The following is a 16372-nucleotide window of genomic DNA, read 5'->3' on the forward strand; positions in this document are numbered from 1 at the left end:
AACTCAGAAGTGAAACGCGGTAGCGCCGATGGTAGTGTGGCATTCGCCATGCGAGAGTAGGACACTGCCAGGCACCCAATACAAGAAACCCCGCTCATCGAGCGGGGTTTTTTATTGCCTGAAAATCAGCAAATCGCCTGATAATTGACCGTTCATTCTCTCTTCTCCGCCGTTTTCTCTGTTTTCCCTCCCCGATTTTCCCCGGTTATGCCATCGCCGCTGGCTCTGGTTGCCGTTATAATGGCCGCCCTCAAGCAAGGTGGTGGTATGAAAGCAGAATATCTACAGCGATTCGGGGGCATTGCCCGTCTTTATGGTCAGAACGCCTTGCGTTCCTTTAGCCAGGCCAAGGTCTGTGTGGTAGGGATCGGCGGCGTTGGCTCCTGGGCGGCAGAGGCGCTGGCCCGCGCCGGTATCAACCAGATTACCCTGATCGACATGGACGATATCTGCATCACTAACACCAATCGCCAGATCCACGCCATGCAGGGGACGGTTGGTCGCCTCAAGACCGAGGTTATGGCCGAGCGCATTCGCGCCATCAATCCGGATTGTGAAGTGATCGAGGTGGACGATTTCGTCACCGCCGATAATCTGGCTGAGCATATCAAGCGGGAGTTTGACTATGTGGTGGATGCCATCGATTCGGTCAAGGCCAAGGTGGCGCTGATTGCCTTCTGCAAGCGCAACAAGATCCCGGTAATTGTGGCGGGTGGTGCTGGCGGGCAGATGGATCCGACCCAGATCACTGTGGCCGATTTGGCCAAGACTATTCAAGATCCGTTGGCGGCCAAGGTGCGCTCCGACCTGCGCCGATTGCACAACTTCAGCAAGAATCCGGCACGCAAATTCGGGGTGGAGTGTGTCTTCTCAACCGAGCAGCTGAGCTATCCGGATGGCAATGGTGGCACCTGTCAGGCCAAGGCGGCCAGCGATGGCACCATGAAGATGGATTGCGCCTCCGGTTTTGGCGCTGTGACGCCGGTGACGGCAACCTTTGGGCTGGTCGCTGCGTCCCGGGTCTTGAAGAAGATTGCCGAGCGGGGGGCCCGCGCCGAGAAAGAGGCCGGGAATGAAGAAGTAGGGTCGATTGGCGAAGCCTAATCGACCACTGAACAAGGCGGGTTAGACGGCTTGTTGCCGGATAGCCAACACGATAGCCCTGAGCCCGTTGCCCCGCGACGGGCTCAGGTGTTTCTCAAGCCCAAGTTCGCTGAAATAGCCTTCTATATCAAAATCCTGGATCGCCGCAGATAATTGGTGGTTGAGCGCCGCCAGCACGATGACGATAAGGCCCCGCACGATGCGGGCATCGGAATCACAGGCAAAGTGCCAGCAGCCATCCTCACCTTGTTCTCCCTTCAGCCAGGCCTGGCTTTCACAACCCTTGAGGCGGAATTCTTCTTGCTGCCATTCGCCGGGTAGCACCGGCAACTGCTTGCCGAGCTGGATGATGAGCCGGTACTGGTTCTCCCAGCCATGGGCGGCGGCAAACTGCTGGCGGATGGTGTCGGCGTTGGGCTCAATGCCAATCTGGGTATAGCTTGCGAGGTCACTCATTCGGTTGTCTGCCTTAGAAGAAGTCACTGAGTTTGTGCAGGGCGGCCAGCAGGGTGTCGACATCGTCCCGGTTGTTGTAGCAGGCCAGCGAGGCGCGCATGGTGCCGCCGATCCCGAGCGACTCCATCAGCGGCATGGCGCAGTGATGGCCGACTCGCAGGGCGATCCCCTGCATATCGAGCAGGGTGGCGGCATCTTGCGGGTGGATATCCTCCAGCAGGAACGAGACCGCTCCGGCGCGCTGATTGGGTTCGCCGACCAGACGCAGCCCTGGCACCTGTTGCAGACCAGCGACCAGATAGTCGGTCAGTACCTGCTCATGCTTGGCGAGCCATTGCCGGTCTTGCGCCATCACAAAGTCGATGGCGGCGGCGAGGCCGATAGCACCAGCGATATGGGGGGTACCCGCCTCGAACTTGAAGGGCAGGGTATTGAAGGTGGTGCCGCTGAAACTGACCCGATCGATCATCTCGCCACCGGCTTGCCAGGGCGGCATCCTCTCCAATAGCTCGATGCGGCCCCACAACACGCCGATGCCGGTCGGGCCATAGAGCTTGTGACCGGAGAAGGCGTAGAAGTCGCAACCGATGGCCTGCACATCCACCTCGAGATGAGCCACCGCCTGAGCGCCATCGAGCAGGGTCAGAGCGCCGACTGCCTTGGCCGCTGCCACCATCTCTTTGACTGGATTGACGGTGCCAAGGGCATTGGAGATGTGGGCCACGCTTACCAGTCGGGTCCGTGGCCCCAGCATGGCGTGATAGGCGGCCAGATCGAGATCGCCCCGCTCATCGAGCGGGATGACCCGGATCACCGCGCCGGTGCGTTGGGCGACCAGTTGCCACGGGACGATATTGGCGTGGTGCTCCAGCGTGCTGAGGATGATTTCGTCCCCTGCCTTGAGCTCGCTCATCCCCCAGCTCTGGGCCACCAGATTGATCGCCTCTGTAGTGCCGCGGGTCCAGATAACTTCGTGGCTGCGGGGCGCATTGATAAAGCGGGCGACCGTCTCGCGGGCATCTTCGAAGGCGCGGGTCGCGCGGCCGCTCAGGGCGTGAGCGGCACGGTGCACGTTGGCGTTGTCGGCCCGATAGTAGTGAGCGATGGCATCCAGTACCGCGTGCGGTTTCTGGGTGGTGGCGGCGTTGTCCAGATAGACCAGAGGGTGGCCGTTTACCGCCTGCGCCAAGGCCGGAAACTGGCTGCGCAGTTGGTCATGCTGTTGCTGATTCATGCTCCCCTCATCATCTGGAAAAAGTCATCATCTCGAAAGGTCGGCCATGATCCTGAAAATAGCGCTCGAACACAAGGCGCGATAAGCCCGATTGGCGGTTGCCTGCCGTGCAGCAGGTACGGCTCGTCGGGCGATTTCTGGTACAATGCCGCCCCTCATCATAAGCCAAGAGATCCGGCCCATGAAGCTCAACCCCAATCAGAACGAAGCGGTCAAGTATGTTTCCGGCCCTTGCCTGGTGCTGGCGGGTGCCGGATCGGGCAAGACCCGCGTCATCACCAACAAGATTGCCTATCTGGTGCAGCAGTGTGGTTACAACGCGCGCAACATCGCCGCAGTTACCTTTACCAACAAGGCGGCACGGGAGATGAAGGAGCGGGTCGGCCAGACTTTGGGCCGCAAGGAGGCGCGGGGGCTGATGGTCTCCACCTTCCATACTCTGGGGCTCGAGATCATCCGCCGGGAGCACAAGAGCCTGAATCTCAAGGCCAACTTCTCCCTGTTCGACGATACCGACCAGCTGGCGCTGCTGAAAGAATTGACTGAAGACGAGCTCGACAACGACAAGGACAAGCTCTCAGCCCTCATTACCCAGATCTCCAACTGGAAAAACGATCTGATTCTGCCTGCCCGCGCGATGCGTATCGCCCGCGGCCCGGAAGAGGTGTTGATGGCCCAGCTCTATGAGCGTTATCACCGCCAGATGGTGGCCTATAACGCTCTGGATTTTGACGACCTCATCGTGATGCCGACTCTGCTGCTCAAAAGCAACGAGGAGGTGCGCGAGCGCTGGCAGAACAAGATCCGCTACCTGCTGGTCGACGAGTATCAGGACACCAACACCAGCCAGTACGAACTGGTGAAGCAGATCGTCGGTGAGCGAGCTCGCTTTACCGTGGTGGGGGACGATGACCAGTCCATCTACTCCTGGCGCGGCGCCAAGCCGCAGAACCTGGTGCTGCTGAACGAAGACTTTCCGAACCTGCGGCTCATCAAGCTGGAGCAGAACTACCGCTCCAAGGGGCGCATCCTCAAGTGCGCCAACATCCTGATCGCCAACAACCCCCACGTGTTCGACAAGGCACTCTTCTCCGAGCTCGATTACGGGGTGCCGGTCAAGGTGCTGTTCGCCAAGAACGAGGAGCACGAGGCGGAGCGCATCGCCGCGGAAATGATGGGCCACAAGTTTATGAACCGCACCCGGTTCAAGGATTACGCCATCCTCTATCGGGGCAACCATCAGTCGCGCATCTTCGAGAAGGCGCTGATGACCAACCGGATCCCTTACCGCATCTCCGGCGGCACCTCGTTTTTCTCCCGCACCGAGATCAAGGACATCATGGCCTACCTCAAGTTGCTGGTGAATCCGGACGAGGACACTGCCTTCCTGCGGGTGGTCAACTTGCCGCGCCGCGAGATTGGCCCCACCACGCTGGAGAAGCTGGGCCAATACGCCAATCAGCGCGGCAAAAGTCTGTTTGCCGCCAGCTTCGAGCTGGGGCTGGAGCAGCACCTCTCCGGGCGTGGCCTCGTGGCCCTGCAGGCATTCACCAACTGGTTGGTACGCCTTGGCGATGAGGCGTTGCGCGGCAATCCGGTGGAGGCGGTGCGGGACATGATCAAGGAGATCCACTACGAAGAGTGGCTCTACGAGACCTCGCCCAGCCCGAAAGCAGCCGAAATGCGGATGCAGAACGTCTCTACCCTCTATCGCTGGATCACCGAGATGCTGGAGGGGGATGAGCTGGAGGAGTCGATGACGCTGGCACAGGTGGTCACTCGCCTCACCCTGCGTGACATGATGGAGCGCAACGAGGGGGAGGATGACGCTGATCAGGTGCAGTTGATGACGCTGCACGCCTCCAAGGGGCTGGAGTTTCCCTATGTCTACATGGTGGGGATGGAGGAGGGCTTGCTGCCCCACCAGACTAGCATCGATGAAGACAATGTCGAGGAGGAGCGGCGTCTCGCCTATGTGGGCATTACCCGGGCCCAGACCGAGCTGACCTTTACCCTTTGCAAGGAGCGGCGTCAGTACGGCGAGTCTGTACGCCCGGAGCCGAGCCGCTTCCTGTTGGAGCTGCCACAGGATGATCTGGAGTGGGAAAACCAGAAGAAGGTGACGGCCGAGGAGCGCCAGCAGAAGGGGCAGATGGCGGTGGCCAATCTGCGCGCCATGTTCAAGAAGGATTGACCCTAAAGGCTGGCCGGGGTGAGCAGCGGTACTATGTCTGTGCCCGGCATGGGCGGTGAGATATAACGCCCCTGCCCCATCCGGCAGCCAATATCGATCAGTTTCTGCAATTGCTGCTGGTTCTCGATGCCTTCCACCACCAGGGTGTAATCCAGATCCTGACAGATGTCGCGCATGGCGCGGATTAGCGCGAGGTCTTTGGGGGACTGCAACATACGCTGGGTAAAGCTGTCATCCACCTTGATGTAGTCCACCGGGAAGTGGAACAGGGCGTTGAGAGAGGAGAATCCTGTCCCAAAATCGTCGAGGCTGATCTGGATGCCCTTGGCGCGCAGCTCGTGCAGCGAGGCCAGCGCATCGGAATCCTGCCGTGACAGCTCCCGCTCGTTAAATTCAAATATCAGGTAGCTGGGGGAGACCCCCTCCTCTTCCAGAATGGTTATCAGCCGCATGATATGGTCGTGGTTGACCAGATGCTTGCCGGAGAGATTTATCGCTACCTTGAACTTGCTCTGTCCCGACAGTGGCAACCAGTTTTTCAGCTGCTGGCAGGTGTGGCGCAGGATCTGGTAATCCAGATCGAGAATAAGGCCGCACTGTTCCGCCAGCGGGATGAAATCAAAGGCATCTTTCAGCACACCTTCTTCCGTCAGCCAGCGAGCCATCACCTCAAGGCCGGTCAGTCGGCTGTCCTGCAGTCGGATCACTGGCTGGAAGTAGGGGACGATACGCCCTTCGCGCAGTGCTCTGGCCAGCATCTCTTCCGGCGAGTTCCAGTTCTGGTTGATGCAATCCTCCGAGTAGCTGACGATGCGGCTGCGGCCATTGCGCTTGGCCTGATACATGGCGAGATCGGCCTGATGAAGCAACTGGCTGATGTCCGTTGTTTGTTCGGATGCGATGGAGACGCCCAGGCTGACGGTGATGCTCAGCTCGTTGCCAAGCAGCCTGAAAGGGTAGGAGAGCCGGCTGATGATCCGGTTCAAAACCGGGCTGATGTCGTCATCATTCTTGCTGCTGTCCAGATAGATGACGAACTCGTCCCCTCCCAACCTTGCCACCAAGTCATTTTGCCTGATGCAGGTTTGCAGGCGGCGGCTTATCTCCTTGAGCAACTGATGATCCCCGGCGCTGTGGCCCAGGGTATCGTTGATCTGCTTGAAGTGATCCACATCGATAAAAATCACGGCAAACCCGGGCGATTTGTAGCGGTTGTAGTGGGTCATGGCGTGGTTGAGGTGATTCATCAGCAAAGCCCGATTGGGCAGCTGGGTTAGCGGATCATGCAAGGCGTCAAATTGTAGCCTGCGTTCCAGCTCCTGATGCTGTTTGAGCTGCTTTTGCAATCTGAGGTTGGTCTGGCGCAGCTGCTGGAGGCGCTGGTTGATGGAGTCTTCAGTATTGATGTCGTTGAGCTGCTGGCGGATCCGCTTCAGCTCAAGCAGCAGCGTCAGCTGGCCACGCAAAAAGTCGAGGAAGAGTTTGTCATCTGCCTCCAATGGGGCGGACGTGCTGATGATGAAGTGGGCGAAATACTGTTGTTGCAGGCGCAGCGGCATGCTGTGCCAGAACAGCGACTCTTTGCTGACCTCGATATTGCTGGTGCTATGACACAGACCGCTGATGAATTCATCGCTCTGATGCGGGGTCGCCGGGTAGACCTTTTCCAGCTTGTGAGTATTGAGCCTAACCAGCAGCATGTCCTCAATAGCCAGCATCTGGCGCAGCACAGCTTCCAGCTGGGAGAAGAGCGCTTGACCGGGAAGGGTATTGGCCAGTCGCATGATGCGGCTGATGCTCTCGATTTTCTTCTGCCAGTTGGGGTCTTTGCGGATCAGTGGAGAGGGGGGCTCTGCCAGATGGGAGCCTGCCTGGGTTTCGGTCAGCCGTTTGGCCAGACATTCGAGCAGCAGGCGCAGGGTCGGGAGATCTGTTGGTGTGCTGCGTGCCAGCAGCCACTGTACCTGGCCATGTTCGATAGGAAAAACGCACCAGCCATCGGCTTCATCCAGCTGGGTCAGTTGATCGGTGATCCGGGACTGTTCCCGTCCCAGCTGCTGTTTGAACGAGTCACTGATCTTGTGGGCATAGACCCAGTTCAATCCGGTATCGGAGAGGCCAAGCATGCCAAAATGTTGCAGAGGGCAGAGTTGATCAATCTGCTGGATCAGGGCGTTGTAGTTGTCGGTCGTTGCTGTGTGCGGCGCGGGAAAGTCCATAATGGCCGAGACCAACGCCAGCAAAGGAGTTGAATAGTGGGATTCAATGGATTGGGACGACATGAGATGAGCAACTCCCGAGTATGTCTACCATACAAGAGTAGCTGGAAGGCGATAGATTGAAAGGGCCGCATATGCGGCCCTTTCAAATACTTAGAGCTTGTCGATCATGTAGTGGATGGCGTTCTCAATCTCTTCATCACTACAAGTTGCGCAGGTGCCGCGCGGAGGCATCATGCCGGATTTGCCGGTAAAGCCACCGATGGCATGCTTCTTGAGCGTTTCAATGCCCTGGGCGATACGGGGCTCCCAAGCCGCTTTGTCGCCACGTTTGGGCGCGCCGGCTGCACCGGTGTCGTGACAGGCGAAGCAGGCGCCCTTGAACACGGTTTCGCCATCGCGCGGGCCGGAAGAAGCGGCTGCCGCAGGCGCTGCGCCAGCACCGGCAATACCTTCCAGATCCTTGGCGGTATAGACCTGACCGACCGGTTTGATCCGCTCGGCAATGGCATCCGGTGACATATCGTCAGCAGCAAACACTGCTCCGGACAGGCTGACAGCGGTCATACCGACAGCCAGCAGATAGCTCAGTTTTTTCAGCACGCTCATATACTCCCAGCACTCTCTTATTATCCCTGTGAACCGGACGGATTATAACCGAATAGTTACAGCCATTTAAACGCTTGTGTGTGAAGTGTTAAACACTCTGCAAGCAAACTTTTGGCCCGTATCACGCTGTCTGACGATGCGCTTCTGAAAAAGAAACCCGGCGGATGCCGGGTTTTAACAAGTTAAGGGCCGCAGGTTAGTTATCCCAGCTCAGGATCACCTTGCCGGAGTGGCCGGAACGCATGGCATCAAAGCCTTGCTGGAACTCGTCGATGTGGAAGCGATGGGTGATGATGGGGGAGAGATCCAGTCCGGACTGGATCAGGCTGGCCATCTTGTACCAGGTTTCGAACATCTCGCGGCCATAGATCCCCTTGATAAACAGCCCCTTGAAGATCACCTTGTTCCAGTCGATAGCCATGGTGGAGGGGGGGATGCCGAGCATGGCAATCTTGCCGCCATGGTTCATCTTGTCGAGCATCTCCTGGAAGGCGCTCGGTACGCCGGACATCTCCAGCCCCACGTCAAATCCTTCCGTCATTCCCAGCTCGCTCATCACGTCGGCGAGCTTCTCCTTGCCGATGTTGACGGTACGGGTGGCGCCCATCTTGCGTGCCAGTTCTAGCCGGTATTCGTTGACGTCGGTGATCACCACGTGGCGGGCACCAACGTGACGGCAGACGGCGGCAGCCATGATGCCGATGGGGCCGGCACCGGTGATGAGTACATCTTCACCCACCAGATCGAAGGAGAGGGCTGTATGCACCGCATTGCCAAACGGGTCGAAAATGGCGGCCAGCTCGTCCGGGATGTTGTCCGGCAGCCTGAAGGCATTGAAGGCAGGGATCACCAGATATTCGGCGAAGGCTCCCGGTCGGTTGACGCCCACCCCCGTGGTGTTGCGACAGAGGTGGGTGCGACCGGCGCGGCAGTTGCGGCAGTGGCCACAGGTGATGTGACCTTCACCGGAGACGCGATCGCCGATGGCGAAGCCGCGTACTTCCTGGCCGATAGCGACGACTTCGCCGACATATTCGTGGCCTACCACCATGGGGACCGGAATGGTTTTCTGTGACCACTCATCCCAGTTGTAGATATGGATGTCGGTGCCGCAGATGGCGGTTTTGCGAATTTTGATCAGCAGGTCGTTGTGGCCCAGCTCCGGTGTGGGAACGTCGGTCATCCAGATGCCGATCTCGGGCTTGAGTTTGGACAGGGCTTTCATGGCGGATCCTTTGCTATGAATGCAGAAAGAAGGGAGGGGCACAGGGCCCCTCGATGCAAATCAGATGATGGCGAGTTCGCGGCCAATGCGGATGAAGGCGTCGATCGCCTTGTCCAGCTGCTCGCGGGTGTGAGCTGCGGACATCTGGGTACGAATGCGCGCCTGACCTTTCGGCACTACCGGGAAGGAGAAACCTACCACGTAGATACCGGCCGCCAGCATGCGGCTGGCCATCTCGGCAGCCAGCTTGGCATCGCCCAGCATCACCGGAATGATGGCGTGATCGGCCCCAGCCAAGGTAAAGCCGGCAGCACTCATGCGCTCGCGGAAATAGCGGCTGTTCTCCTGCAGGCGGGCGCGCAGGTCGTGACCTTCGGCCAGCATGTCGATCACCTTGATGGTGGCTGCAACGATGGAGGGGGCCAGCGAGTTGGAGAAGAGGTAGGGGCGGGAGCGCTGGCGCAGCCAGTCGATCACCTCTTTCTTGCCGGAGGTATAACCGCCGGAGGCGCCACCGAGCGCCTTGCCCAGAGTGCCTGTGATGATATCGACCCGATCCATCACGCCACAGTATTCGTGGGTGCCACGACCGTTTTCACCGATAAAGCCGACGGCGTGGGAGTCATCCACCATTACCAGCGCATCGTATTTGTCGGCCAGATCGCAGATAGATTTGAGGTCGGCGATAACGCCATCCATGGAGAAGACGCCATCGGTGGCGATCAGCTTGAAGCGGGCGCCATCGGCGTCAGCCTGTTTCAGCTGGGCTTCCAGCTCGGCCATGTCGTTGTTGGCGTAGCGATAACGCTTGGCCTTGCACAGACGCACGCCATCGATGATAGAGGCGTGGTTGAGTGCATCGGATATGATGGCGTCTTCGGCGCCGAACAGGGTCTCGAACAGACCGCCGTTGGCATCGAAGCAGGAGGAGTAGAGGATGGTGTCTTCAGTGCCCAGGAAGGCAGACATCTTCTGCTCCAGCTCCTTGTGCTGATCCTGGGTGCCGCAGATAAAGCGTACCGAGGCCATACCGAAGCCGTGGCTGTTGAGGCCCTGATGGGCTGCGGCGATCAGATCCGGGTGGTTGGCCAATCCCAGATAGTTGTTGGCACAGAAGTTCAGTACCTGCTCCCCACCCACGGCGATGCTTGCCTGCTGGGCGGAGGTGATGATGCGTTCCTGCTTGTACAACCCTTCAGCTTGAACCTGATGCAGTTGCTCGGTCAGGTGACGATAGAATCCGTTAGACATCCTCGATCCTTATTGGCTATTTCAGCTGAGTATCAACAGAGGGCCACATTTTACTTCAGTTTGTTGCGGTTAATTCAAATTATTGTTCTGCAATTAAACAATTGTGAAACAGATCTCACCCGGCTGGTTGGGCCAGTTGGCGGTAGTGCTGCTCCAGCTGCCGGATCTGTTCGGCGACTTGCGGTTGCACGTAGGGGCGCAGTAGAAACAGCACTTTCAACACACCCTGATAGAGCAGTGGCTTGGTGATGCGGGTATTGGGGGCCTGGGCAATCTGGAACGGGATCCAGCAGGTGACCACCATCTTGATGGTTTGGCCGAGATCCGGCAGATCCGCGTCAGTCACATCTATGATGCCCCCTTCGCGCAAGCTCTTGAGCAGGGTCACGACCGAGGATCTCATCTGCTCCTGCGCCTTGAGGTATTTCTGCTGCAGTGGCTCGTCCCGGCTCAGGATGTCCGGCAGGTTGGCGTAGAAGAAGCGGAACTGCCACATCAGATAGAAGATGGCATCCAGATAGCCCATCAAATCCTGCAGGGTGATTTCACGGTTGCGGGTCGGAATGAAGCTTTCGCTCAGGTGGCGGGCATATTGATCGAAGATGGAGTGGATGATGTCCTCTTTATTACGGAAGTGGTAATAGAGGTTGCCCGGACTGATGCCCATGTGCGCCGCAATATGGTTGGTGGTGATGTTGCGCTCACCCTGATCGTTGAACAGCTCGGTGGCGCTGTGAATGATCCTGTCTCTGGTCTTCATCACTCATTCCTCCAACGGGTTCCGTCCGGGGCAAATGGAACAAGGTCGAATCCCCAGACTGCCCGTGATAAACTTTTCGGCAATTTCAAATTGGCTCACTATACACAGCTTTAACAAGCAGTCACATGTAGCCATCAACGTACGAGAGGCAAACTCCATGATCGTAGTAACTGGCGGTGCTGGCTTTATCGGCAGCAATCTGGTCAAGCAGCTGAACGCTCAAGGACGGACCGATATCGTGGTCATTGATGACCTGACCGACGGCACCAAGTTCGTCAACCTGGTCGATCTGACCATCGCTGACTACATGGACAAAGACGAGTTCCAGGCACGTATCGTTTCCGGCGACGAATTCGAAGAGTGGGACGGCATTGAGGTTATCTTCCACGAAGGTGCCTGCTCGGCGACGACCGAGTGGAACGGCAAGTTCATCATGGAGGTCAACTACGAGTACTCCAAGGACCTGTTCCACTACTGCATCGAGCGTGAAATTCCCTTCATTTATGCCTCTTCTGCCGCCACCTACGGCGGTCGCAACGACAACTTCATCGAAGATCCCAAGTTCGAACAGCCGCTCAACGTCTATGGCTACTCCAAGCAGCTGTTCGACCAGTACGTGCGCCGCTGGATGCCGGAGATCAACTCACAGGTCGTTGGCCTCAAGTACTTCAACGTCTACGGCCCGCGCGAGCAGCATAAAGGCTCCATGGCCTCCGTTGCCTTCCACCTCAACACCCAGGTGAAGAAGGGCGAGAATCCCAAGCTGTTCGAAGGTTGCGATGGTTTCCCCAACGGTGGCCAGATGCGTGACTTCATCTATATCGACGACGTCTGCAAGGTAAACCTCTGGTTCTGGCAGAACCCGCAGCACTCCGGCATCTTCAACTGTGGTACCGGTCGTGCCGAGCCGTTCCAGAACGTGGCCGAAGCGGTGATCAAGCATCATCAGAAGGGTTCTATCGAATACATCCCCTTCCCGGATCACCTCAAGGGTCGCTACCAGAGCTTTACCCAGGCTGACATGACCAAGCTGCGCAACGCAGGTTATGACGCCGAGTTCAAGACTGTGGCCGAAGGGGTTGCAGATTACATGGCGTGGCTCAACCGCTAACGGGCGAGCTTTACACTGCCTATGTAGACAAGCCGGAAGCAGGCTCTACCTGTTTCCGGCTCTGTTGTTTGTCACTGTTTTTCTCAGTTTCTACCGGGTAACCACGCAATGAACATATTGATGGCACTCTCCCAGCTCGAAGTGACGGGCGCCGAGGTTTATGCCACCACGGTCGGCAACGAACTGACCCGGCGTGGTCACAACGTCTTTTATGTGTCGGATACGCTGACCAAGCCAACCCTTGGTCCCGTCTTCAAGCTTCGGTTCAACAAGCGCAGTATCCTGCGCCGTTTCTGGCACGTCTTTTACCTTATCTATCTCATCAAGAAGCACCATATCCAGTTGGTACATGCTCACTCCCGTGCCTCCGGCTGGAGCAGCTATGTTGCCTGCAAACTGACCGGCACCCCGATGATCACCACGGTACATGGCCGCCAGCCGGTACACGCATCCCGCAAAGCCTTCCATGCCCTTGGGTTCAGGGCGGTCGCCGTTTGCGAGGATATCGCCCGGCAGATCATCGACAACCTTGGCGTGGATCCCGCTATCGTGCAGGTGCTGCGCAACGGTATCGAGACCGACAAGTTCCAGCCCGTGCCGGCGCCGGATAATGACAAGCCGATGATCGCCATCATTGGCCGTTTGAGTGGCCCCAAAGGGGAGCTGTGCTACCGCCTGCTCGACGAAGTACTCGATCTGGATGCCTGCAAGGTACGGATTGTGAGCGGTACCCGCGTGCCCGAGCGTTTTGCCCGTTTTCAGGATCGTGCCGAGTTTGTCGGTTATGTCGATGATGTGCCAGCTCTGCTGGCGGGTTGCGACCTGGTAATTGGTGCCGGTCGGGTAGCCATGGAAGCGCTGCTGTGCGGTCGGCCCGCCTTCGCTATCGGCGAAGCCAAGGCCATCGGTCTGGTGACCGAACTGAATCTGGATGAAGCGCTGGCCAGCAATTTCGGCGATATCGGTCCCAAGGATCTGGCTATCGATTTTGCTGCGCTGAAGGGCGAAATCAAATCTGCCCTGACCAGCCAGGTGGTGCCGGAAGCCATTCGCCAGCGGATTCAGGACGAGTACGGCTTGCAGGGGGTAGTGTCCGGCCTCGAAACCATCTACCAGGATGCGGTGGTCGAAACCCTGCGCCGCGAGATGCCGGTCATCATGTACCACCGTTTTATCGAACACGAAAGCGAGAAAGGGGTGCACGGCACCTGGATGCCGATCGCCATGTTCGAGAAGCACCTGCGCCTGATGAAGTGGCTCGGCTACGAGACCCTGACTTTCCGCGATCTGGCGGACAAAGGCTTTATCCACCGTCTGCAATACGGCAAGAAGTACCTGATGATCACCGCCGATGACGGCTATCAGGACAATCTGACCCGCATGCTGCCCCTGCTGGAAAAATATGGTTACAAAGCCGTGGTGTACGTGGTGACTGGCGAAGGTTATAACCGTTGGGATGTGGAGCATCCGACCAATCCCGATACATCTGTTTCCCTGATGAATGGCGAGCAGGTCAAAGCATTGGCGGCGAGTGGCCATGTGGAGATTGGTGGTCACACTCTGACTCATCCTCGCCTGAGCAAGCTCCCACCAGAGCAGCAGGCCCATGAAATTCAGGAAAACAAACTCCAGCTTGAGGCCTTGCTTGGCCAGCCGTTGCTCTCGTTTGCCTATCCTTACGGAGATATCAACGAGAGTGCCAAGGAGCAGGCTATCGTTGCAGGGTATCGTTTTGCCGTTGCCACCAACAGCGGCCCCAAAGCGATGCACCAGGATCCCTACCAGATCCGCCGGATCGCCATCTTCCCTCGCACCGATGTGTTTGGGTTGTGGCGCAAAATCCGCGGGAATTATGTTTTTAGAAAGGCATGACCATGACGCTAGCTGCAAAATACTGTTATCGACTTAGTATTATACTCTGTTCATTAACGTTATTTTTCACATTGTGTGGGCTATTCATTGTTCCATTAGGCCCGCATTATCTGACCAATTTGCTGGTTTTTTCATCCGTAGTAGGGGTGATGAATTACTTTGTTGGAAATAAAGCGCTGGTTGGGGTATCAGCAAGGAATCTTTATTGGTGTGTTCTTATTTATATTATAGCAATTGGTATCAGCCGATTAGTCCACGATGATGAAAGCTGGTTGATTAGAAACCTGTTATATATCTTGGCATTCTTCTTGTTAATGCCAAGAGAGCCCGTTTTGATTAGTGCATTCAAGTTGGGCTCCCTTGTCGGTGGGATTGCCATCGGTTTGCTTGCCATGTGGCAATATCATAATGGAATGCTTCGGGTTGAAGGGTTTACCAATGCTATCCTGTTTGCTCAAGGAGCTCTGATTTTAGCCATTTTGAACAGTTTTTTTGCACAAGAATCATCCACTTTTTTAACCAGATATAGTTATATTGTTAGTGCGATGCTTGCAATTTTGGCTATATATTTATCTCAAAGTCGAGGTGTATGGCTGGCACTGATTGTCGTAGTTACTTTTGTACTTATTGCTAAAGCAATAAAAGAACCAATAAAATATTTGTCGTGGTTTTTAATACTATCTTGTGTACTGGCAATAACTTTCTATGAGAGTGATATGTTAAGTGCACGTATTCATGAAAGTATTTCTGAAGTCAATATGATGGAAAGTAACAATTACACATCATCGTGGGGACTAAGGCTAATGGCATGGAAGAGCGCCTGGGCAGGGTTTGTTGGTAACCCATTGCTAGGTGTAGGGTTGGATGGTTTTAAAACCATCCAACAACAACAACTCTTGGACGGCATAGTAAATGATTTCTATGTTAGTTATGGCATCTATCATGCGCATAACCAGTTTATGCAAAATATGGTCATCAGAGGTATTGTAGGACTGCTAGCTGCATTGGCCATATTAGTTTATCCAATGAGATTTTTTTGGCGCCAATCAAAACTTGTTTCTGTAGGCTTTATAATAACATTGGGCACGTTTGTTTGTGCTCTTACTGATGTTCCAATAGAACACCAAAACACTCTCTATATATATTTGATTTCTTTGTTTTTTATTTGCTTCAAAAACGAAGGTAGATTCAATGACAAGGTTGCCTCATGACTAAACGCCTTCTGTTTTTTATTCATTCGCTAGGTATGGGGGGGGCGGAAAAAGTTCTCCTCACATATGTAAAGGGATTAGTTGATAATTATGGCTACCATATTACTATTGCTACCAACGAGGATAGCAGCGAATATGTTGTAGCTAAAGATATCGCCAAAATAGCAACAATTGTAAATGTCGATTTTAATGTTGGTTATCCTGTCTTTTCAAAATTAATTTGCTCAATAAAGAAAAGACAAAAAATCAATACTCTTGTTGAAAGTAGCGATCTGGTGGTTGATTTCCTAGACGGTGATTTCTTCAAGTATTTAGAACGCTGCTCCAAGCCAAAGGTGATGTGGTTGCATTCAAGTTTTTATAATCTTGAGTTGCGAAAAAGACATATGAGGAAAAGGGGTGATAAATACGACAGAGTGGTTTTGATTTGTCAGGATATGCTTGCCGAGATTCTACATGAGAAAATGAATTGGTTGGCAAAAACTCGAGTTGTTTATAACCCTTTTGATTTTTCTCATATAGAAAAATATGCTGATAAATATGAAGAGAATTCACCTGTAGAAAGAGTTTTGCTACAAGGGAAATATGTCTTAAGTGTTTCTCGTCTGGACGAGCAGACCAAGGATATTGAAGGCTTAATACTGGCTTATGCTAAAGCGTTGGATCATGAGTTTGATAAAGACTTGGTTATTATTGGTGACGGTCCCGATAGGGACTATCTGGAATCGGTAGCCGCTAACTTGAATTTGCATGACAGAGTCCACTTTATTGGTCTTAAAGCCAACCCCTATGTATGGATGAAGCATGCTGATACCTTCGTTCTGAGTTCACGGGGAGAGGGATTCGGGTTGGTGTTGGTAGAGGCATTATTGCTATGTGGCCGGGTTATTTCTACCGACTGCCCTGTTGGCCCAAGTGAGGTTCTTGAGCGTGGGCGGCTGGGTACCCTGGTACCTATGGGGGATGTGCCTGCATTGACAGATGCATTGCTCAACCCTCCCCCGAAATTATCAAATATTGACCTTGCCAAATATTCAAGCGAGAGTGTCTTGAGAGAATTTGATAATATGTTGCGCGAGCTTTTATAAACAATTTTATCCCCTTGCTCGATGAATGAGGGGGTTCG

13 protein-coding genes are annotated in these 16372 nt (G+C 55.2%); 6 read left to right on the forward strand and 7 right to left on the reverse strand.

From position 1 onward, the window contains the following. Positions 1 to 267: 267 nt before the first annotated feature. Positions 268 to 1104, forward strand: a complete 837-nt coding sequence (gene tcdA, locus AAHA41_RS15835) for a tRNA cyclic N6-threonylcarbamoyladenosine(37) synthase TcdA (protein ID WP_041209817.1) — start codon at positions 268 to 270, stop codon at positions 1102 to 1104. Positions 1105 to 1125: 21 nt separating this feature from the next. On the opposite strand, the gene AAHA41_RS15840 is transcribed toward tcdA, so the two are convergent. Beyond that, positions 1126 to 1560 carry a SufE family protein gene (locus AAHA41_RS15840; protein WP_203974174.1) on the reverse strand — a complete coding sequence of 145 codons (435 nt, stop codon included), beginning with the start codon at positions 1558 to 1560 and terminating at the stop codon, positions 1126 to 1128. 13 nt (positions 1561 to 1573) lie between these two features. Continuing rightward, positions 1574 to 2794, reverse strand: coding sequence for a cysteine desulfurase (locus AAHA41_RS15845; protein WP_203974176.1), 1221 nt, complete (start codon positions 2792 to 2794; stop codon positions 1574 to 1576). A 181-nt stretch (positions 2795 to 2975) separates the two neighbouring features. On the opposite strand from AAHA41_RS15845, the gene rep reads away from it, so the two are divergent. Further along, positions 2976 to 4988 (forward strand): DNA helicase Rep, encoded by a 2013-nt coding sequence (gene rep / locus AAHA41_RS15850; protein WP_203974178.1) that lies wholly within the window; start codon positions 2976 to 2978, stop codon positions 4986 to 4988. Between the two features lie 2 nt (positions 4989 to 4990). Here rep and AAHA41_RS15855 read toward each other — a convergent pair whose 3' ends face one another. From AAHA41_RS15855 to AAHA41_RS15875, 5 genes are all read right to left on the reverse strand, one after another. Next, on the reverse strand, positions 4991 to 7270 hold the full coding sequence (locus AAHA41_RS15855) for an EAL domain-containing protein (RefSeq protein WP_323068931.1): 2280 nt from the start codon (positions 7268 to 7270) through the stop codon (positions 4991 to 4993). 90 nt (positions 7271 to 7360) lie between these two features. Further along, on the reverse strand, positions 7361 to 7816 hold the full coding sequence (locus tag AAHA41_RS15860; protein WP_162516802.1) for a c-type cytochrome: 456 nt from the start codon (positions 7814 to 7816) through the stop codon (positions 7361 to 7363). 196 nt (positions 7817 to 8012) lie between these two features. After that, positions 8013 to 9041, reverse strand: a complete 1029-nt coding sequence (gene tdh, locus AAHA41_RS15865; protein ID WP_203974182.1) for an L-threonine 3-dehydrogenase — start codon at positions 9039 to 9041, stop codon at positions 8013 to 8015. A 60-nt stretch (positions 9042 to 9101) separates the two neighbouring features. Continuing rightward, entirely contained in the window at positions 9102 to 10292 is a 1191-nt protein-coding gene (locus AAHA41_RS15870; protein ID WP_156854416.1) for a glycine C-acetyltransferase, read from the reverse strand. 115 nt (positions 10293 to 10407) lie between these two features. After that, complete coding sequence (locus tag AAHA41_RS15875) at positions 10408 to 11052, reverse strand: TetR/AcrR family transcriptional regulator (protein ID WP_043850581.1); 645 nt, start codon at positions 11050 to 11052, stop codon at positions 10408 to 10410. 157 nt (positions 11053 to 11209) lie between these two features. On the opposite strand from AAHA41_RS15875, the gene rfaD reads away from it, so the two are divergent. The 4 genes from rfaD (at position 11210) to AAHA41_RS15895 (ending at position 16334) form a co-directional block, all read left to right on the forward strand. Continuing rightward, on the forward strand, positions 11210 to 12163 hold the full coding sequence (rfaD, locus tag AAHA41_RS15880; RefSeq protein WP_042029589.1) for an ADP-glyceromanno-heptose 6-epimerase: 954 nt from the start codon (positions 11210 to 11212) through the stop codon (positions 12161 to 12163). 108 nt (positions 12164 to 12271) lie between these two features. Next, positions 12272 to 14035 carry a polysaccharide deacetylase family protein gene (locus tag AAHA41_RS15885; protein ID WP_323068929.1) on the forward strand — a complete coding sequence of 588 codons (1764 nt, stop codon included), beginning with the start codon at positions 12272 to 12274 and terminating at the stop codon, positions 14033 to 14035. 2 nt (positions 14036 to 14037) lie between these two features. Beyond that, positions 14038 to 15246 (forward strand): O-antigen ligase family protein, encoded by a 1209-nt coding sequence (locus AAHA41_RS15890; RefSeq protein ID WP_323068928.1) that lies wholly within the window; start codon positions 14038 to 14040, stop codon positions 15244 to 15246. Further along, positions 15243 to 16334 carry a glycosyltransferase gene (locus tag AAHA41_RS15895; protein WP_323068927.1) on the forward strand — a complete coding sequence of 364 codons (1092 nt, stop codon included), beginning with the start codon at positions 15243 to 15245 and terminating at the stop codon, positions 16332 to 16334. The genes AAHA41_RS15890 and AAHA41_RS15895 overlap by 4 nt, the downstream gene beginning before the upstream one ends. Positions 16335 to 16372: the final 38 nt, after the last annotated feature.

This window comes from Aeromonas sp. SER (genome assembly GCF_038739615.1).
GTDB classification, from domain to species: Bacteria; Pseudomonadota; Gammaproteobacteria; order Enterobacterales; family Aeromonadaceae; genus Aeromonas; species Aeromonas jandaei.